The organism is Halomonas sp. G15, assembly GCF_021282295.1.
Taxonomy (GTDB): domain Bacteria; phylum Pseudomonadota; class Gammaproteobacteria; order Pseudomonadales; family Halomonadaceae; genus Halomonas; species Halomonas alimentaria.
This window is the reverse complement of record NZ_JAJSPA010000026.1, coordinates 14,760-33,474: the sequence shown is the minus strand read 5'-3', so window position 1 is coordinate 33,474 and position 18,715 is coordinate 14,760. Positions and strand designations below refer to the sequence as shown.

At 66.2% G+C, this 18,715-nt stretch carries 18 protein-coding genes; all 18 read left to right on the top strand.

Translation table 11 applies throughout. From position 1 onward, the window contains the following. Positions 1 to 381 precede the first annotated feature (381 nt). The 18 genes from mnmG (at position 382) to glmS (ending at position 18,655) form a co-directional block, all read left to right on the top strand. Positions 382 to 2,286, top strand: a complete 1,905-nt coding sequence (gene mnmG / locus LWH48_RS12505; protein WP_232912828.1) for a tRNA uridine-5-carboxymethylaminomethyl(34) synthesis enzyme MnmG — start codon at positions 382 to 384, stop codon at positions 2,284 to 2,286. After that, complete coding sequence (gene rsmG / locus LWH48_RS12500) at positions 2,283 to 2,933, top strand: 16S rRNA (guanine(527)-N(7))-methyltransferase RsmG (RefSeq protein ID WP_232912827.1); 651 nt, start codon at positions 2,283 to 2,285, stop codon at positions 2,931 to 2,933. Before mnmG ends, rsmG begins: the two co-directional genes overlap by 4 nt. Positions 2,934 to 2,964: 31 nt before the next feature. Next, positions 2,965 to 3,735 carry a ParA family protein gene (locus LWH48_RS12495; protein WP_161431915.1) on the top strand — a complete coding sequence of 257 codons (771 nt, stop codon included), beginning with the start codon at positions 2,965 to 2,967 and terminating at the stop codon, positions 3,733 to 3,735. Between the two features lie 36 nt (positions 3,736 to 3,771). Next, entirely contained in the window at positions 3,772 to 4,692 is a 921-nt protein-coding gene (locus LWH48_RS12490) for a ParB/RepB/Spo0J family partition protein (protein WP_232912826.1), read from the top strand. A gap of 176 nt (positions 4,693 to 4,868) precedes the next feature. Further along, on the top strand, positions 4,869 to 5,270 hold the full coding sequence (locus LWH48_RS12485; protein WP_232912825.1) for an ATP synthase subunit I: 402 nt from the start codon (positions 4,869 to 4,871) through the stop codon (positions 5,268 to 5,270). A gap of 7 nt (positions 5,271 to 5,277) precedes the next feature. Next, positions 5,278 to 6,105 carry a F0F1 ATP synthase subunit A gene (gene atpB / locus LWH48_RS12480; RefSeq protein WP_161431913.1) on the top strand — a complete coding sequence of 276 codons (828 nt, stop codon included), beginning with the start codon at positions 5,278 to 5,280 and terminating at the stop codon, positions 6,103 to 6,105. A 77-nt stretch (positions 6,106 to 6,182) separates the two neighbouring features. Continuing rightward, positions 6,183 to 6,410: a F0F1 ATP synthase subunit C gene (gene atpE, locus LWH48_RS12475; RefSeq protein ID WP_023006402.1), complete on the top strand. Its 228-nt coding sequence runs from the start codon at positions 6,183 to 6,185 to the stop codon at positions 6,408 to 6,410. A 76-nt stretch (positions 6,411 to 6,486) separates the two neighbouring features. Continuing rightward, entirely contained in the window at positions 6,487 to 6,957 is a 471-nt protein-coding gene (locus LWH48_RS12470) for a F0F1 ATP synthase subunit B (RefSeq protein ID WP_161431912.1), read from the top strand. Positions 6,958 to 6,968: 11 nt separating this feature from the next. Then, entirely contained in the window at positions 6,969 to 7,505 is a 537-nt protein-coding gene (locus tag LWH48_RS12465) for a F0F1 ATP synthase subunit delta (protein WP_161431911.1), read from the top strand. 16 nt (positions 7,506 to 7,521) lie between these two features. Beyond that, complete coding sequence (gene atpA, locus LWH48_RS12460) at positions 7,522 to 9,066, top strand: F0F1 ATP synthase subunit alpha (RefSeq protein WP_161431910.1); 1,545 nt, start codon at positions 7,522 to 7,524, stop codon at positions 9,064 to 9,066. A 71-nt stretch (positions 9,067 to 9,137) separates the two neighbouring features. Next, positions 9,138 to 10,019, top strand: coding sequence for a F0F1 ATP synthase subunit gamma (gene atpG / locus LWH48_RS12455; protein ID WP_232912824.1), 882 nt, complete (start codon positions 9,138 to 9,140; stop codon positions 10,017 to 10,019). Between the two features lie 66 nt (positions 10,020 to 10,085). Next, a complete protein-coding gene (gene atpD, locus LWH48_RS12450) occupies positions 10,086 to 11,462 on the top strand; it encodes a F0F1 ATP synthase subunit beta (protein ID WP_161431908.1) in 1,377 nt (458 codons plus the stop codon). 25 nt (positions 11,463 to 11,487) lie between these two features. Next, the gene (locus LWH48_RS12445; protein WP_161431907.1) at positions 11,488 to 11,913 is read left to right on the top strand and encodes a F0F1 ATP synthase subunit epsilon; all 426 of its coding nucleotides are present in this window, start codon (positions 11,488 to 11,490) and stop codon (positions 11,911 to 11,913) included. 113 nt (positions 11,914 to 12,026) lie between these two features. After that, positions 12,027 to 13,400, top strand: a complete 1,374-nt coding sequence (gene mgtE, locus LWH48_RS12440) for a magnesium transporter (RefSeq protein ID WP_232912823.1) — start codon at positions 12,027 to 12,029, stop codon at positions 13,398 to 13,400. A 92-nt stretch (positions 13,401 to 13,492) separates the two neighbouring features. Next, the gene (locus LWH48_RS12435) at positions 13,493 to 14,290 is read left to right on the top strand and encodes an undecaprenyl-diphosphate phosphatase (RefSeq protein ID WP_232912822.1); all 798 of its coding nucleotides are present in this window, start codon (positions 13,493 to 13,495) and stop codon (positions 14,288 to 14,290) included. Between the two features lie 87 nt (positions 14,291 to 14,377). Next, positions 14,378 to 15,439, top strand: coding sequence for an FAD:protein FMN transferase (locus tag LWH48_RS12430; protein WP_232912837.1), 1,062 nt, complete (start codon positions 14,378 to 14,380; stop codon positions 15,437 to 15,439). Between the two features lie 3 nt (positions 15,440 to 15,442). Beyond that, positions 15,443 to 16,807, top strand: coding sequence for a bifunctional UDP-N-acetylglucosamine diphosphorylase/glucosamine-1-phosphate N-acetyltransferase GlmU (gene glmU, locus LWH48_RS12425; protein WP_232912821.1), 1,365 nt, complete (start codon positions 15,443 to 15,445; stop codon positions 16,805 to 16,807). A gap of 12 nt (positions 16,808 to 16,819) precedes the next feature. Continuing rightward, positions 16,820 to 18,655: a glutamine--fructose-6-phosphate transaminase (isomerizing) gene (gene glmS / locus LWH48_RS12420; protein ID WP_232912820.1), complete on the top strand. Its 1,836-nt coding sequence runs from the start codon at positions 16,820 to 16,822 to the stop codon at positions 18,653 to 18,655. Positions 18,656 to 18,715: the final 60 nt, after the last annotated feature.

Here is an 18,715-nt window from a genome sequence, read left to right as displayed (position 1 = left end):
CCGCGGGCACAAGCCTGGTACCCATCGGTGGACAAGCGGTGCAGCGCCGGCGCTGTGGACAAGGTGGCATTCCATCCACAGGTTCGCGACCGCTAGTCCGCAGGCTGTCGTCCCTTTCTCCTGTGCTTGGTCAACAACGTAAGCTACTGAAGAAAATGGCAGGAAATGACTTATCCACGGTTTTTGTCCACACCAGTAGTTACAACCACAACAGAACTTCTTTATTTATATACTGATATTAATTGATAGGTCAGGAGGGAACGAGCCTGGTTGGAAACGCGTGTGGAAAACCCTGACGATTACCCACAGGAGGTTTATACTGCCGGGCTGATTTCACCCTCTGACAGAAAGACAGGCGCCGCGGCGCCAACGAGGTGCACCTTGGATTACCCCGACCGCTTCGACGTCATCGTCATCGGCGGCGGCCATGCGGGAACCGAAGCCGCCCTGGCCGCCGCTCGCATGGGCTCACGTACCCTGCTTCTGACCCACAACATCGAGACCCTCGGCCAGATGTCCTGCAATCCGGCCATCGGCGGCATCGGCAAGAGCCACCTCGTGAAGGAGATCGATGCCCTGGGTGGTGCCATGGGCCTGGCCACCGATCTCGGCGGGATCCAGTTCCGTGTTCTCAATGCCCGCAAGGGGCCCGCGGTTAGGGCCACCCGCGCCCAGGCCGACCGGGTTCGCTACAAGGCCGCGATCCGCGGCCTGCTGGAGAACCAGCCCAACCTGACGCTGTTCCAGCAGGCCGCCGGCGACCTGATCGTCGACAACGACGAGGTACGGGGCGTGGTTACCGAGACCGGCATCCGCTTCCTCGGCGAGACCGTGGTGCTGTGTACCGGAACCTTCCTCGGTGGGGTGATCCATATCGGGCTCGACAGCACCCGCGGCGGGCGCGCCGGCGACCCGCCCTCGAACCGCCTGGCAGAACGCCTGCGCGCCCTGCCGTTCCGTGTCGATCGCCTCAAGACCGGTACTCCGCCTCGCCTCGATGCCAGGAGCCTGGACTTCTCGCAGCTGGAGGAGCAGCCGGGAGATACCCCCACCCCGGTGATGTCGTTCATGGGCAATCGCGCTCAGCATCCCCGCCAGGTGAGCTGTCACATCGCCCACACCAACGAGCGTACCCACGAGATCATCCACGCCAATCTCGACCGCTCGCCGATGTACTCCGGGATGATCGAGGGGGTGGGGCCGCGCTACTGCCCTTCCATCGAGGACAAGGTGCACCGCTTCGCCGACAAGACGAGCCACCAGGTCTTCATCGAGCCCGAGGGGCTCGACACCCACGAGCTCTATCCCAACGGCATCTCGACCTCGCTGCCCTTCGATGTGCAGTTGCAGGTAGTGCGCTCCATGCGCGGACTGGAGAATGCCCATATCACCCGTCCCGGCTACGCCATCGAGTACGACTTCTTCGATCCGCGGGACCTGCGGCACTCGCTGGAGACGAAGTTCATCGCCAACCTCTTCTTCGCCGGTCAGATCAACGGCACCACCGGCTACGAGGAGGCAGGCGCCCAGGGGCTGCTGGCGGGTCTCAACGCCGCCCGCCGGGCACAGGGGCTCGACTCCTGGTGCCCGGGTCGCGACGAGGCCTATCTCGGCGTGCTGGTGGACGACCTGATCACCCTGGGGACGAAGGAGCCCTACCGCATGTTCACCTCGCGGGCCGAGTACCGCCTGCTGCTGCGTGAGGACAACGCCGACCTGCGCCTCACCGAGGCTGGCCGCGAGCTGGGGCTGGTCGACGACGCCCGCTGGGCGGCCTTCAGCGAGAAGCGTGAGGCCATCGAGCGCGAGAGCGCTCGACTCAGGGCCAGCTGGGTGCAGCCCGACAGCCAGGCGGCCGCCTGCATCGCCGAGAAGACCGGCAAGGCGCCGGCGCGGGAGTACAGCCTGATGGACCTGCTCAAGCGTCCGGAGCTGGGCTATGCCGACGTGGCGGGGCTGCCGGGCATCCCGGGCGATCCCGTGGACGACGAGTCGGTGGCCGAGCAGGTGCAGATCCAGGCCAAGTATCAGGGCTATATCGATCGCCAGCGTGACGAGATCGCCAAGCTGAAGCGGCATGAGGCCACGCCGCTGCCCGTCGATCTCGACTACACCCGGGTCGACGGGCTCTCCCACGAGATCCGCCAGAAGCTCGCCGAGGCACGCCCCGAGACCCTGGCCCAGGCCTCGCGCATCTCCGGGGTGACCCCGGCGGCGGTGTCGATCCTGCTGATTCACCTCAAGAAGCGCCGACTCCTCGACGACCATCAGGTAGCCAGCGCATGACGGCCATCGCAGACCCCGTGGCCACGCGCCTCGACCAGGGACTCGCGCAGCTTGGCATCGCCGTGGACCCCGAGCAGCGCCGTCGACTGCTCGCCCTGGTCGGGTTGTTGCACAAGTGGAACCGCGCCTATAACCTCACCGCGATACGCTCAGCCGAGGAGATGGTCTCGCGCCACCTGCTGGACAGCGCCGCGGTGCTGCCCTTTCTGAACGGTCGCACGCTGCTCGACGTGGGCGCAGGACCGGGCTTCCCGGGGCTGGTGCTGGCGATCCTCAAGCCCGGGCTCGAGGTGACCCTGCTCGACAGCAACGGCAAGAAGGTTCGCTTCCAGCGCCAGGCGGCACTGGAGCTGGGCCTCGACAACGTGACCCCGGTGCAGGCGCGGATCGAGGCCTTCGAGGAGCGCTACGACCAGGTCATCTCGCGAGCCTTCGCCAGCCTCGGCGACTTCGTCGCGCTGACCCGCGAGCGGGTGGTCCCCGGTGGCCAGTGGCTGGCCATGAAGGGTCCCGCCGTGGACGAGGAGCTTGCCGGGCTGCCGGCGGAAGTCACGCCGGTGGCGCGCCATCTCCTCGAGGTACCCTTCGAGGTCGGTACCCGCCTGCTGGTGGTGCTCGAGCGCCGGACGCAAGCCCCGGCTCCCTGACAACCCGCGTTTCCCCGCAACGGAGTTGCCCGTGACCAAGATCATCGCCTTGACCAATCAGAAGGGTGGCGTCGGCAAGACCACCACCGCGGTCAACCTCGCCGCCAGCCTGGCGGCGCTGGACCGTCGCGTGCTGCTGGTCGACCTCGATCCCCAGGGCCATGCGACCATGGGCAGCGGCATCGACAAGCATGAACTGGATGGCAGTGTGCTGGAGGTGCTGCTGGGCGAGCGCGATGCCGCCGGGGTGATCCTCGACTGCCCCGAGGCCGGCTATGCCCTGCTCCCGGGCAACGGTGACCTCACCGCCGCTGAGGTGGCCCTGCTGGATCGCGAGGCGGGGCGTGAGCGCTGCCTGGAGAATGCCCTGGCCGGTGTCGCGGACGAATACGACGTGGTGCTGATCGACTGCCCGCCCTCGCTCAACATGCTGACCGTCAACGGCCTGACCGCCGCCCACGGCGTGCTGATTCCACTGCAGTGCGAGTTCTACGCCCTGGAGGGGCTCTCGGCGCTGCTCGACACCGTGGAGCAGATCAAGGACAGCGTGAATCCCCGGATCGAGGTGTACGGCATCCTGCGCACCATGTTCGATGCCCGCAACAGCCTGACCCGCGACGTCACCAAACAGCTGCGTGACTATTTCGGCGAGACCCTGCTCAAGGCCACCATCCCGCGCAACGTGCGGGTCGCCGAGGCGCCCAGCCACGGCCTGCCGGTGACCAAGTACGCGCGCTTCTCGCGGGGCAGCCAGGCTCACCGGGTGCTGGCCAAGGAACTGATTCGGCGCCTGTCGCTGTAATCCCTGTTGTGCAACATCAGTGATGAGGGAATGTCGATGACGCGTAAACGCGCCCTGGGACGAGGCCTGGATGCCCTGATCGGAGGCAATGCCCGCCGCCGCGAGAGCCTCGACCTGCCCGAGGTGGAGCTCGCCGACGGTGAGGCGGCGACCAGCAACCCCGCCAGCGAACCGGAACCGGCCGAGCGCCTCGAACGCCTGCCGCTGGGCCAGCTCAGCCGCGGCAAGTACCAGCCGCGCCGCGACATCCAGCCCGAGGCGCTGGAGGAGCTGGCCGACTCGATTCGTGCCCAGGGGGTGATGCAACCCATCGTGGTTCGCCCGGTGGCCGAGGACCGCTACGAGATCATCGCCGGCGAGCGGCGCTGGCGGGCCGCCCAGCTGGCCGAGCTCGACGTCATTCCCGCGGTGATCCGCGAGGTCAGCGACGAGGTGGCCCTGGCCCTGGCGCTGATCGAGAACATCCAGCGCGAGAACCTCAACCCCGTCGAGGAGGCGATGGCCCTCAAGCGCCTGCTGGAGGAGTTCGAGCTGACCCAGCAGCAGGTGGCCGATGCGGTGGGCAAGTCCCGGACCCAGGTCACCAACCTGCTGCGCCTGCTGGCCCTGGACCCCGAGGTGCAGACCCTGCTGGAGCGTGGCGACCTGGACATGGGCCACGCGCGTGCCCTGCTCGTGCTTTCCGCCGCCAAGCAGCGCCAGGCCGCTCATGAGGTGGTCAATCAGGACCTCACCGTGCGTGCGACCGAGGCGCTGGTGAAGCGCCTCGCCGAGGGGGCGCCCCGCAAGTCAGAGCCGGCACCCCCGAGCCCTGACGTCGCGCGACTCGAGACCCGCCTGGGCGAAGTCCTCGGTGCACCGGTCAAGATCCAGCATGGCCGCGGTGGCAAGGGACGCGTGACCATCCGCTATGCCAGCCTCGATGAACTGGATGGCATTCTGGAACATATCCGTTAGGTGATCTGGCATGATGCGCGTCAAGCTGTCGACAATTTCTGCACCTTTGGTCGAAAAGTGATCGGAAATCACGTCGAAAGCGTGGCGCCTCAGTTGAAGCGCCGGGGGGGCTTCCCTATAATCCGCGGTGGTTTTGGCCTTGCGCCTGGCCCGAGCAAGGGAGCGGCGAGAAGACGATGAGACATCCCGCCACCCGCCGGCGTACCATGGGCTGGCGCCTGCTGCGACTGGAAGTGCTGGGCGTCTGCGTCGTGATCGTGATGGCGACCCTGATCGGCGGCGTCGAAGCGGGGAAATCCGCCGTCTCGGGTGCACTGGTCGGGCTGATTCCCCAGGCATTCTTCGTCTGGAGAAGCGGTCAGGCACGTGGCGGCCGACAGGCGCAGCGGTTCGTGATGAACCTTTATCGTGCGGAAGCAGGCAAGTTCGGTTTGACGGTGGCACTGCTGGCAATGGTCTTCGTGGCCGTGCCCCCCTCAAACCCGATTTCTTTCTTCAGCGCATACGTGGCGACCCATCTCATGCCCTGGCTGGCACCCTGGCTCAGGCGCGAGCGGTCGACCCCTCAACCGAGGTGATCTTCGCATGGCAGCAGGCAGTGATAACACGGCGGCTAACTACATACAGCACCACCTCCAGAATCTGACTTTCGGCCACCACCCCGAGAATGGCTGGTCGTTGGCACATGGTGCCGAGGAAGCTCGCGAGATGGGCTTCTGGGCGATCCACCTGGACACCATGGGCTGGTCCATCGCCATGGGGCTGCTGTTCATCTGGTTGTTCCGCAAGGCCGGCAAGATGGCGACCACCGGTGTGCCCGGGCCGCTGCAGAACGTCGTCGAGATGATCATCGAGTTCGTCGAGCTCACCGTGCGCGGTGCCTTCCATGGCCGTAACCCGGTGATCGCGCCCCTGGCGCTGACGCTGTTCGTCTGGATCTTCCTGATGAACCTGCTCAAGCTGGTGCCGGTGGACTATGCCCCCGAGCTGTTCGCCCGCCTGGGCATCGAGTACATGAAGCTGGTACCGACCACCGATCCCAATGCCACCCTCGGCATGGCCATCGGCGTGTTCGGCCTGATCATCTACTACAGCCTCAAGGTCAAGGGCGTGGGCGGCTTCGCCAAGGAGCTCTCGCTGACCCCCTTCAACCACTGGTCGCTGATTCCCTTCAACCTGGTGATGGAGATCATCGGGCTGCTGGTCAAGCCGCTCAGCCTCGGCCTGCGTCTGTTCGGCAACATGTTCGCCGGCGAGGTGATCTTCATCCTGATCGCCCTGCTGCCCTTCTGGGTGATGTGGACCCTGAACGTGCCCTGGGCCATCTTCCACATCCTGGTCATCACCCTGCAGGCCTTTATCTTTACCGTGCTGTCGGTGGTCTACCTGAGCCAGGCCCACGAGCATCACTGAAGTCGATACCCTTGCAACACCCTTAACCTCAACCCTAAACCCTTAACCCGAAACTACTCTCAATCAGGAGCACTACCATGGAACTCGTCTATATCGCTGCCTCCCTCATGATCGGCCTGGGCGCTCTGGGTACCGGCATCGGCTTCGCCATCCTGGGCGGCAAGCTGCTTGAGTCTACCGCTCGCCAGCCGGAGCTGGGCGACCAGCTGCAGACCAAGACCTTCCTGATGGCCGGCCTGCTCGACGCCGTGCCGATGATCGGCGTTGGTATCGCGATGTACCTGATCTTCGTCGTTGCCGGCTAATACATGACAGCACCGAGCGCCATGCGCTCGGTTTGCTTGTTTCCGGTCAACACGAACCTGTCAGAGGTACCGCCCCGTGAATATCAACATGACGCTGATCGGGCAGACGATCGCCTTCGCGATCTTTGTCTGGTTCTGCATAAAGTACGTGTGGCCGCCGATCAGCAACGCGCTTCACGAGCGCCAGAAGAAGATTGCTGACGGCCTGGATGCGGCCAGCCGTGCCTCGCGTGACCTGGAGCTAGCCCAGGAGCGCGCCGAGCAGACGCTGCGCGAGAGCAAGGAACAGGCTTCACAGATTCTCGAGCAGGCCAACAAGCGTTCCTCCCAGATGGTCGAGGAGGCTCGCGAGCAGGCCCGTGTCGAAGGCGAGCGCATCGTCGCCTCCGCCCGCGCCGAGATCGAGCAGGAAGTCAATCGTGCCAAGGACGAGCTGCGTGCCCAGGTGTCCCGCCTGGCGGTCACCGGTGCCGAGCGTGTCCTGGAAGCCTCCATCGACGAAAAGGCCCATCGCAAGCTGCTCGACGAGCTTGCCGCCGAACTGTGAGGAGGTGATCCATGGCGGAACTGTCTACCGTTGCCAGGCCCTATGCCAAGGCGGCGTTCGAGTACGCACGCGATCACCAGACGCTGGATACCTGGTCCGACTGGCTGAGCAAGCTGGCCATGGTGGTAACCAACCGTGAGGCGCTCAAGCTTCTCTCCAGCCCCAAGCTCGACACCGAGCGCAAGGTGGCCATGGTGGTCGAGCTGGCGGAGGTCGACCTCGATGAGGCTGCCGCCCGTTTCCTCGCCACCCTGGGCGAGAAGGGGCGTCTGCCGGCGCTGGCAGCGATCCGCGAACAGTTCGAGACGCTGCTCGCCGACCACGAGAAGCGCGTCGACGTTACCGTGGTCTCGGCCTACAAGCTCACCAAGGCACAGCAGGACAAGCTCTCCGGCGCGCTCAAGAAGCGCCTGAATCGCGAAATCTCCATTACCACTCAGGTGGATCCCGAGCTTCTCGGTGGTGTCATCCTGCGTGCCGGCGACACCGTCATCGACGGGTCGGTGCGTGGTCGATTGAACCGCCTTTCCGAAGCCCTTTCCGCCTGAGTCTGAGGGACATGGCATGCAGCAACTGAATCCTTCCGAGATCAGCGACATCATCAAGCAGCGTATCGAGAAGCTTGACGTCGCATCCGAAGCCCGCAACCAGGGCACCATCGTCAGCGTTTCCGACGGCATCGTGAAAGTTCACGGCCTCGAGGACGCGATGTTCGGTGAAATGATCGAGTTCCCGGGCAGCATCTTCGGCATGGTGCTCAACCTCGAGCGCGACTCCGTGGGCGCCGTGGTGCTGGGCGACTACCTGCAGCTCGAAGAGGGCATGACCGCCCAGTGTACCGGTCGTATCCTCGAGGTGCCGGTGGGCCCCGAGCTGCGCGGTCGCGTGGTCGATGCGCTGGGCAACCCCATCGATGGCAAGGGCGATATCAACGCCAAGCTGACCGATGCGGTAGAAAAGGTCGCCCCCGGCGTCATCACTCGTCAATCCGTTGACGAGCCGATCCAGACCGGCTTCAAGTCCATCGACGCCATGGTGCCGATCGGTCGCGGCCAGCGTGAGCTGATCATCGGCGACCGTCAGATCGGCAAGTCGGCCATCGCCATCGACGCCATCATCAACCAGAAAGGCACCGGGGTAACCTGTGTCTACGTGGCCATCGGTCAGAAGCAGTCGACCATTGCCAACGTGGTGCGCAAGCTCGAGGAGCACGGCGCGCTGGAGCACACCATCGTGGTCGCCGCCGGCGCCGCTGACCCGGCCCCGATGCAGTTCCTGGCGGCCTACTCCGGCTGCACCATGGGCGAGTACTTCCGCGACCGCGGTGAAGACGCGCTGATCGTCTACGATGATCTCTCCAAGCAGGCCGTGGCCTATCGTCAGGTCTCCCTCCTGCTGCGCCGTCCGCCGGGCCGTGAAGCCTTCCCGGGTGACGTCTTCTACCTCCACTCCCGCCTGCTCGAGCGTGCTGCGCGCGTGAACGTCGACTACGTCGAGAAGTTCACCAACGGCGAGGTGAAGGGCAAGACCGGGTCGCTGACGGCCCTGCCGATCATCGAGACCCAGGGTGGTGACGTCTCGGCCTTCGTGCCGACCAACGTGATCTCGATCACCGACGGTCAGATCTTCCTCGAGACCGACCTGTTCAACTCGGGTATCCGTCCGGCGATCAACGCCGGTCTCTCGGTCTCCCGTGTGGGTGGTTCGGCCCAGACCAAGATCATCAAGAAGCTCGGCGGCAGTGTGCGTCTGGCCCTGGCCCAGTACCGCGAGCTGGCGGCCTTCGCCCAGTTCGCTTCCGACCTGGACGAGGCTACCCGCAAGCAGCTGGAGCACGGTCAGCGCGTCACTGAGCTGATGAAGCAGAACCAGTACTCGCCGATGTCCGTGGCCGAGATGGCCCTCTCCCTGTATGCCGCCAACGAGGGCTACCTGGAGGAGGTCGAGGTCAACAAGATTCTGGACTTCGAGCGTGCCCTGCGTGACTTCATGAAGGCCGAATACGCCGAGCTGCTCGACAAGATCAACCAGACCGGCGACTACAGCAGCGAGATCCAGGATGCACTGAAAGAGGGTCTCGAGAAGTTCAAGGCCACTCAGAGCTGGTAATGCCGTTGGCCTGCCCCGCCCGCGGGGCGGGCCCTGGAGCTTACTGAGTGCCACGAACGGAGTAGATCGCTATGGCAGCTGCAAAAGAGATACGCACCCAGATCGGGAGCATCAAGAACACGCAGAAGATCACCAGCGCCATGGAAATGGTCGCGGCGTCGAAGATGCGCAAGGCCCAGGACCTGATGAAGGCCAGCCAGCCCTATGCGCGTCAGATCCGCAACGTGGTCGCGCATGTCGCCGATGCCAATCCGGAGTACCGTCACCCGTGGATGGTCGAGCGCGAGGTCGAGCGCGTCGGTTACATCGTGGTCTCCACCGACCGCGGCCTGTGTGGCGGCCTGAACGTCAACCTGTTCAAGTCCGTGGTCAAGGACGCCAAGGCGTGGCGTGACCAGGGGGCCGAGCTCGACTTCTGTGCCCTGGGCAGCAAGGCCGCTACCTTCTTCCGCAGCTACGGGGGCAACCTCGTCGCCGCGAAGAGTGGCCTGGGCGAGGCGCCCGAGGTCGAGGACCTGATCGGCAGCGTGAAGGTGATGCTGGATGCCTACGACGAGGGCAAGCTGGACCGCCTGTGCGTGGTGTACAACGAGTTCGTCAACACCATGACCCAGAAGCCGGTGGTCCGTCAGCTGTTGCCCCTGTCCCCCGATATGGGCTCGCAAGCGAACGACGAAGAAGACAAGCGTCCCGGTAGCTGGGACTACCTGTATGAGCCGGATGCCAAGGCGCTGCTGGACAGCCTGCTGGTGCGATTCGTCGAATCGCAGGTGTACCAGGCGGTGGTCGAGAACGGGGCCTGCGAGCAGGCCGCGCGGATGATCGCCATGAAGAGTGCCACCGACAACGCCGGCAATCTGATCGACGACCTGGAGCTGGTGTACAACAAGGCCCGTCAGGCGGCCATTACCCAGGAAATCTCCGAGATCGTCGGTGGTGCCGCCGCCGTATAAGCGCCAGGGAGGCCATGGCCCTCCCGGCATGCAGGTTTCATTTTCAGGTATTTGAGAGGAACCAAGATGAGCGGACGTATCGTACAAATCATCGGCGCGGTGATTGACGTAGAGTTTCCGCGGGACAATGTTCCCAAGGTCTACGACGCGCTGAAGGTCTCGAATGTCGAGACCGTGCTCGAGACCCAGCAGCAGCTGGGTGATGGCGTGGTGCGCACCATCGCCATGGGCTCCACCGAGGGCCTCAAGCGTGGCATGGACGTCACCAACACCGGCGCGGCCATCTCCGTGCCGGTGGGCAAGGCGACGCTGGGCCGCATCATGAACGTGCTTGGCGAGCCCATCGACGAGGCGGGCGAGATCGGCGAAGAAGAGCGCATGCCGATCCACCGCAAGGCACCGGGCTACGCCGACCAGGCGGCCTCCAACGAGCTGCTCGAGACCGGCATCAAGGTCATCGACCTGGTCTGCCCGTTCGCCAAGGGCGGCAAGGTCGGCCTGTTCGGCGGCGCCGGTGTCGGCAAGACCGTCAACATGATGGAGCTGATCCGCAATATCGCCACCGAGCACAGCGGCTACTCGGTGTTTGCGGGCGTGGGTGAGCGTACCCGTGAGGGTAACGACTTCTACCACGAGATGACCGAGTCCAACGTCATCGACAAGGTGTCGCTGGTCTACGGCCAGATGAACGAGCCGCCCGGCAACCGCCTGCGTGTGGCCCTGACCGGCCTGACCATCGCCGAGAAGTTCCGCGATGAAGGCCGCGACGTGCTGCTGTTCGTCGACAACATCTACCGTTATACCCTGGCCGGTACCGAGGTCTCCGCCCTGCTGGGCCGGATGCCCTCCGCGGTGGGTTACCAGCCGACCCTGGCCGAGGAGATGGGTGTGCTCCAGGAGCGCATCACCTCCACCAAGACCGGCTCGATCACCTCCGTGCAGGCCGTCTACGTGCCCGCGGATGACCTGACCGACCCGTCGCCGGCGACCACCTTCTCGCACTTGGACGCCACCGTGGTACTGGCGCGCTCCATCGCCGAGCTGGGTATCTATCCGGCCATCGATCCGCTGGACTCCACCTCGCGTCAGCTCGACCCGCTGGTCGTCGGCGAGGAGCACTACAACACCGCCCGCGGTGTTCAGAACGTGCTGCAGCGCTACAAGGAGCTCAAGGACATCATCGCGATCCTGGGCATGGACGAGCTGTCCGACGAGGACAAGCTGGCCGTGTCGCGGGCGCGCAAGATCCAGCGCTTCCTGTCGCAGCCGTTCTTCGTGGCCGAGGTGTTCACCGGGTCGCCCGGCAAGTACGTGTCCCTCAAGGACACCATCCGCGGCTTCCAGGGCATCCTCGACGGCGAGTACGACGAGCTGCCGGAGCAGGCCTTCTACATGGTCGGCACCATCGACGAGGCCGTCGAGAAAGCCAACCAGATGAAGTAATCCCGTCTACCTGGGAGACGTCGTCATGACGAAAAGCTTCAAATGCGAGATCGTCAGCGCCGAGGAGGGGATCTTCTCTGGCCAGATCGAGCGGGTCATCGCCACCGGGCGCATGGGCGAGCTGGGGATCCTCCCCGGCCACGCCCCGCTGCTCACCGAGCTCAAGCCGGGCCCGGTGCGTGTGATCCACGATGGCGAGGAGGAGCACTACTATGTCTCGGGAGGCTTCCTGGAAGTCCAGCCGGACGTGGTGACCATCCTGGCCGACGCGGCGACTCGTGCCCATGACCTCGATGAGGCGGCGGCCGAAGAGGCTCGTCAGCATGCGCTGAAGAACCTCAACGACAAGTCCGCCGAGCTGGACTACACCCGTGCATCGGCCGAGCTGGCCGAGGCCGTGGCCCAGCTGCGCACGATCCAGCAACTGCGCAAGAAGGCCGGCAAGGGCTGATCATCGCCCCTGCGTGAGTCTCGCGCCCTCTGCGCGTCGGCAACGACGCGTACGGGGGCGTTCTTGTCTCTGTCATCCCGGTGGCCTGGCCCTGGGGCGCCGTGGAGGATGCCATGTCACTCAGCGAGAGCCTGAACATGCACCGGCTTGCACTCTGCCAGGCCCTCGACGAGGAGGATGGCGAGCGGCTCGATGCCCTGCTGCCCGAGTTGCGTTCGGCGGATATTGCCGAGATTCTCGAGGCGATTCTCGAGGAGCAGGCCGACCCGCCCCGGGCCCTTGCCCTGCTGGGACGCCTGCCACTGGAGCGTCGCGCCAGCGTGCTCGGGCATCTGCCCGGTGATGCTCAGCTGGTGCTTGCCGAGGCGCTCAGCGACGAGCGCCTGCTGACGATCCTCGAGGAGATGGGTTCCGACGAGCGTGCCGATCTCTTCAACCTGCTCGATGAGGGGCGCCGCCAGCGGTTGCTGCGACGCATGGCGCGCCGCGAGCGCGAGGAGCTCAAGCGCCTGGCCAGCTACGAGGAGGGCACCGCCGGGGCGATCATGACCGCGGACTATGTGGCCATCCCCAGCGGCATGACGGTCTCCCAGGCGATGATGCGGGTGCGTCAGACGGCCCCCGATGCCGAGACGGTCTATCAGCTCTATATCGTCGACGGCCAGGGGCGTCTGGCGGGGACCCTGTCGCTGCGCCAGCTGATGGTGGCGCCCCCGGGTGAAGCCATCGACGCGCTGATGATCCGGGATGTGATTCACGTCCCGGTCGACGAGGCCCAGGAGGCGGTGGCGCGCATCGTCGCCCGCTACGACCTGCTGGCCCTGCCGGTGGTCGACGCCGACAGGCGGCTGGTGGGCATCGTCACCCATGACGATGCCATGGATGTGGTCGAGTCCGAGGCCACCGAGGATATCCACAAGGGGATGTCGATTGGCGCGCTGGAGGACGGGGTCAGCCGGGTGCCGCTGTGGAGCCTGTATCGCAAGCGGGTCATCTGGCTGGTGCTGCTGGTGTTCGCCAACCTCTTCTCCGGCGCGGGCATCGCCTACTTCGAGGAGACCATCGCCGCCCAGGTGGCGCTGGTGTTCTTCCTGCCGCTGCTGATCGGCAGCGGCGGCAATGCCGGTGCCCAGGCCGCCACCCTGACGGTACGTGGCATGGCCACCGGGGACGTGGGCATCAAGGACTGGGGCAAGCTGCTGGGGCGCGAGTTGCTGGTGGCCGGCTCGCTGGGGCTGACCATGGCCCTGGCGGTGGCCCCCATCGGGATCATGCGCGGCGGCGAGGCGCTGGCCCTGGTGGTGGCCATGAGCATGGTCACCATCGTGCTGTTCGGCAGCCTGCTGGGCATGTGCCTGCCCTTCCTGCTCGACCGCCTGGGCTGGGATCCGGCCACCGCCTCGGCGCCGCTGGTGACGACCCTGATCGATGCCTCTGGGGTGCTGATCTACTTCGGCATCGCCACGGCGGTTCTCACCGGCACATGAGACGCGGCGGGGCGGACAGCGCGGCGGCGGGCGTGTATCCTCTGCGCGGCATGTCGCCCGCGGGCGTTGGCCACTGCTGACAGGACATCTCCATGGATTGGCTTCAGGTCGTCGTACTCTCCATCGTCCAGGGACTCACCGAGTTCCTGCCGATCTCCAGTTCCGCCCACCTGATCCTGGTGCCGGCGCTGACCGACTGGGGCGACCAGGGCCTGGCCTTCGACGTGGCGCTGCATATCGGCAGCCTCTCGGCGGTGGTGCTCTACTTTCGCCAGGAGCTGGTGCGCATGGCGGTGAGCTGGGGGGGATCCCTGGCGGGGCGCGGGGTAGACCCCGATGCCCGCCTGGCCTGGTGGGTGGTGCTGGCGACGATCCCGGTGTGCCTGGTGGGCCTGGCCTTCCATGACGCCATCGCAGAGGGCATGCGTTCGCCACTGATCATCGCCTTCGGCCTGATCGCCTTCGGGTTGCTGCTGGCCTACGCGGACCTCCGCCATCGTGGCAGCCGTGACGAGTATCAGCTGACCCTGCGCGATGCCCTGCTGATCGGCCTGGCCCAGGCGCTGGCGCTGATCCCCGGTACCTCGCGTTCGGGCATCACCATCACCGCGGCGTTGCTGCTGGGCATGAACCGCGAAGGCGCGGCGCGCTTCTCGTTCCTGATGTCGATCCCAGTGATCGTGCTGGCCGGCGGCATGGAGATCCTCGGGCTGATCCGCGATGCGACCCAGGTAGACTGGTTCACCCTGACGGTGGGGGCACTGCTCTCGGGCATCAGCGCCTATCTCTGCATCCATTTCTTCCTGGCCTTCATCAAGCGGGTCGGCATGCAGCCCTTCGTGATCTATCGGCTGCTTCTCGGTGCCTGGCTGCTGTGGCTATTCTGGTAACTCTGTTCTGCTGACCCCCGTAGGAGCCATCGCGTGATTCGACGCCCCTTGCCGTTGTTGCCCTGGTTACTGTTATCCACGGTGCTGATGCTGGCGGCCTGCTCCGAGCGCGACCGGCCGCTCGATTCGCCGGTGCGCCTCGAGGGCAGCATCTTCGGCAGTTTCTACCAGGTGACCATCGTCGACTCCCTGACCCAGGGTGAAGCCAATGAGCTGGAGGAGGGCATCCTCGCCGAGCTCGAGGCGGTGGATGCGAGCATGTCGATCTACCGTGATGACTCCGAGCTCTCGGCCTTCAACCGGGCCCCGACGGGGGAGTGGCAGCCGCTCTCCGACGCCCTGGTCGAGGTGCTGGCCATCGGCCGCTCGGTGGCCGAGGCCAGCGACGGGGCCTTCGACATGACCATCGGTGGGTTGGTCAACCTGTGGAGCTTCGGCGCCGAGGCGCGTCCCAGGGAGATCCCCTCCGACGCTGAGCTGGCCGAGCGACTGGCGCAGATCGGCACGGATGCCCTGGAGCTCGATGAGCAGCGCCGCGAGGCCAGGCGAATGCGGGAGGTGACCGTCGATCTGGGTGGGGTGGCCAAGGGGCACGCTACCGACCGGGTGGCCGCCTTTCTGGACCGCGAGGGCATCGAGCACTACCTGGTGAACCTCGGCGGTGACCTGCTCGCCAGCGGCTACCGAGACGGCGATGCGGAGCCCTGGCGCATCGGTATCGAGGCGCCGCTGGAGGACCGCCAGGAGGCCCGGCACGTGCTGCCGCTGCACGCTGTATCGGTGGCCACCTCCGGCGACTATCGCAACTACTTCGAGGAGGACGGGCGGCGCTACTCCCACACCCTGGACCCCCGCACCGGGCGGCCGATCACCCATCGGCTGGCCTCGGTGAGCGTCTTCCACGCCTCCAACGCCTGGGCAGATGCCTGGGCCACGGCGCTGATGGTACTGGGCGAGGAGGCGGGCATGGCACTGGCCCGGGAGCGCCAACTGAGTGCGCTGATGATCATACGCGAGGATGACGGTTGGACCACCCGGGTCACCCCCGCCTTCGTCGAGCAGTTCGGCGCCGCGCGGGTGGAGGAGCTCGAGCTGGAGGCTGTGCCCGGCGGTCGCCCGCGGCAACAGGAACAACAGGATCAGGAGTGATGGATGACACTTGACGTAGTGATACTGGCCGCCGGGCAGGGCACCCGGATGCGCTCGACCCTGCCCAAGGTACTGCACCGTCTGGCCGGCAAGCCCATGGTGCGCCATGTGATCGACACCGCCGCGGGGCTGCACGCCGAGCGTACCCACGTGGTGGTGGGCCATGGCGCCGAGAAGGTGCGCGAGGCGCTGGCTGACTGTCGCGTGCACTTCGCCCTGCAGGCCGAGCAGAAGGGTACCGGCCATGCCGTGGCCCAGGCCCTGGACGGGCTCGGCAACGGCCGGGTGCTGGTGCTCTACGGCGACGTGCCGCTGATCCATCGGGCGACCCTCGAGCGGCTGCTGGAGGGTGTCGATGACGACCACCTGGGGCTGCTCACCGTGACCCTCGACGATCCCGGCGGCTATGGACGCATCCTGCGCAACGCCGAGGGAGAGGCGGTGGCCATCGTCGAACACAAGGACGCCAGCGAGAGCGAGCGGGCGGTACGCGAGTGCAATACCGGCATCATGGCGATGACCGCCAACCAGCTGCGCCGCTGGCTGCCGCGGCTCTCCGCCGACAATGCCCAGGGCGAGTACTACCTCACCGATATCATCGCCATGGCCGCCGCCGAGGGGGTCAGGGTGGTCACCGCCCAGCCGGCCGACCCGGTCGAGGTGGAGGGCGTCAACAACCGGCTGCAGATGGCGCGCCTGGAGCGTGCCCATCAGCAGGCCATCGCCGAGCGCCTGATGACCGAGGGCGTGGCGCTGGCCGACCCGTCGCGGCTCGACGTGCGTGGCTCACTGCACTGCGGTCACGACGTGGAGATCGACGTGGGCTGCGTCTTCGAGGGCGAGGTGGAACTCGGCGAAGGGGTGCGTATCGGCCCCCACTGCGTGATCCGCGACAGCCATATCGGCGCCGAGAGCGTGATCGACTCCCACAGCGTCATCGACGGTGCGGTGATTGCCGGACGCGCCACCATCGGACCCTTCGCCCGCCTGCGTCCCGGTTCGCGCCTGGCGGTAGGGGCCAAGGTGGGCAACTTCGTCGAGACCAAGAACGTCGAGGTGGGCGAGGGCAGCAAGATCAATCACCTGAGCTACGTGGGCGACGCTCGCCTGGGGCGTGGCGTCAACGTCGGTGCCGGCACCATCACCTGCAACTACGACGGCGCCAACAAGCACCGTACCGAGATCGGCGACGACGCCTTCATCGGCTCCAATAGCGCCCTGGTGGCGCCGGTGAGCATCGGCCGGGGAGCCACGGTGGGGGCCGGCTCCACCGTGGCCAAGGACGTGCCCGATAACGCCCTGGCGGTGACCCGGGCGCGTCAGGTCAGCAAGGCCGACTGGCCGCGGCCCCGCAAACAGGACGACTGAGGAGAGACAGCGATGTGTGGAATCGTCGGAGCCGTTGCCCAGCGCAACGTGGAAGGGATCCTGCTGGAGGGTCTCAAGCGCCTGGAGTATCGCGGCTATGACTCCGCCGGCATGGCGGTGCTCGCCGTCGACGGCAGCCTGCAGCGCTGCCGCGCGATGGGCAAGGTGGCGGCCCTCGAGGAGCGCCTGGTCGCCGAGCCGTTGCCGGGGCACAGCGGGATCGCCCACACCCGCTGGGCGACCCACGGTCGGCCCAGCGAGGTGAATGCCCATCCCCATCAGTCCGGTGAGCGCCTGGCGGTGGTGCACAACGGCATCATCGAGAACCATGAGGCTCTGCGTCGCGAGCTCGAGGCCGAGGGCTATGCGTTTACCTCCGAGACCGACACCGAGGTGGTGGCCCACCTGCTGGAGCGCGAGAGCCGCCAGGCCGGTGACCTGCTTACCGCGGTGCAGCGGGTGCTGGCCCGGCTGGACGGCGCCTATGCGCTGGGGGTGATCCACGCCGAGGAGCCCGATGTCGTGATCGGTGCCCGCAAGGGCAGCCCTCTGGTGGTGGGCGTGGGCATCGGCGAGGCCTTCCTGGGCTCCGACCCGCTGGCGCTGCTGCAGGTCACCGACCGCTTCATCTACCTGGAGGAGGGGGATGCGGTACGCCTATCCGCCGGCGGGCGCATCGAGGTGTTCGACGCCGAGGGGGCGGCGGTGGAGCGCGAGGTGCAGACCTTCGAGCACGGCGACGGCGCCGCCAGCAAGGGTGACTACCGTCACTTCATGCTCAAGGAGATCCATGAGCAGCCGGCGGTGATCGCCGCCGCCCTGGAGGGGCGGCTGGGGGATCGCTCGGCGCTGGTGGAGAGCTTCGGTCCCGAGGCCGAGGCGCTCTTCCGCCAGGCCAGGCAGATCCATATCGTCGCCTGTGGGACCAGCTACCATGCCGGCATGGTGGCGCGCTACTGGCTGGAGCGCTATGCCGGGATCCCGGTGCAGGTCGAAGTCGCCTCGGAGTATCGCTATCGCCAGGTGGTGGTGCCCGAAGGGACCCTGTTCGTGACCCTCTCCCAGTCCGGCGAGACCGCCGATACCCTGGCGGCGCTGCGCTTCGCCAGGACGGGCGGCTACCTGGCCAGCCTGGCGATCTGCAATGTGCCGGGCAGCTCCCTGGTGCGCGAGTCCGACCTCTCGCTGATGACCCAGGCCGGTCCCGAGATCGGCGTGGCCTCCACCAAGGCCTTCACCACCCAGCTCACCGCCCTGATGCTGCTGACCCTGGCACTGGGTCGTGTCAAGGGGCTCGACGAGGCCGTTCAGGCCGAGGTGGTGACGGCGCTGCGCGGCCTGCCGCGGCTGGTGGAGCGGGTGCTGGCGCTGGATCCGGCCATCGAGGCGCTCTCCATGGCCTTCGCCGAGAAGCACCATGCCCTCTTCCTGGGCCGCGGTGCCCACTTCCCCATCGCCCTGGAGGGGGCGCTCAAGCTCAAGGAGATCTCCTACATCCACGCCGAGGCCTACCCGGCGGGTGAGCTCAAGCATGGGCCCCTGGCGCTGGTGGACAGCGACATGCCGGTGATCTCCGTGGCGCCCAACGACGAGCTGCTCGACAAGCTCAAGTCCAACCTCCAGGAGGTGCGGGCCCGCGGCGGCGAGCTGTTCGTGTTCGCCGACGAGGGGGTCGGTCTCGAGGCGGCCGATGGCATCCATGTGCTGCATCTTCCCCGGGTCCACGAGGCGCTGGCGCCGATCCTCTATACCGTGCCGCTGCAGCTGCTCAGCTACCACGTGGCGGTGCTCAAGGGCACCGATGTGGACCAGCCGCGCAACCTGGCCAAGTCGGTGACCGTGGAGTAGCCCTCATTCCCCATAGTGCCACCGTGTGGGATTTAAATAAAGTAGGTTACTTTTAAATAT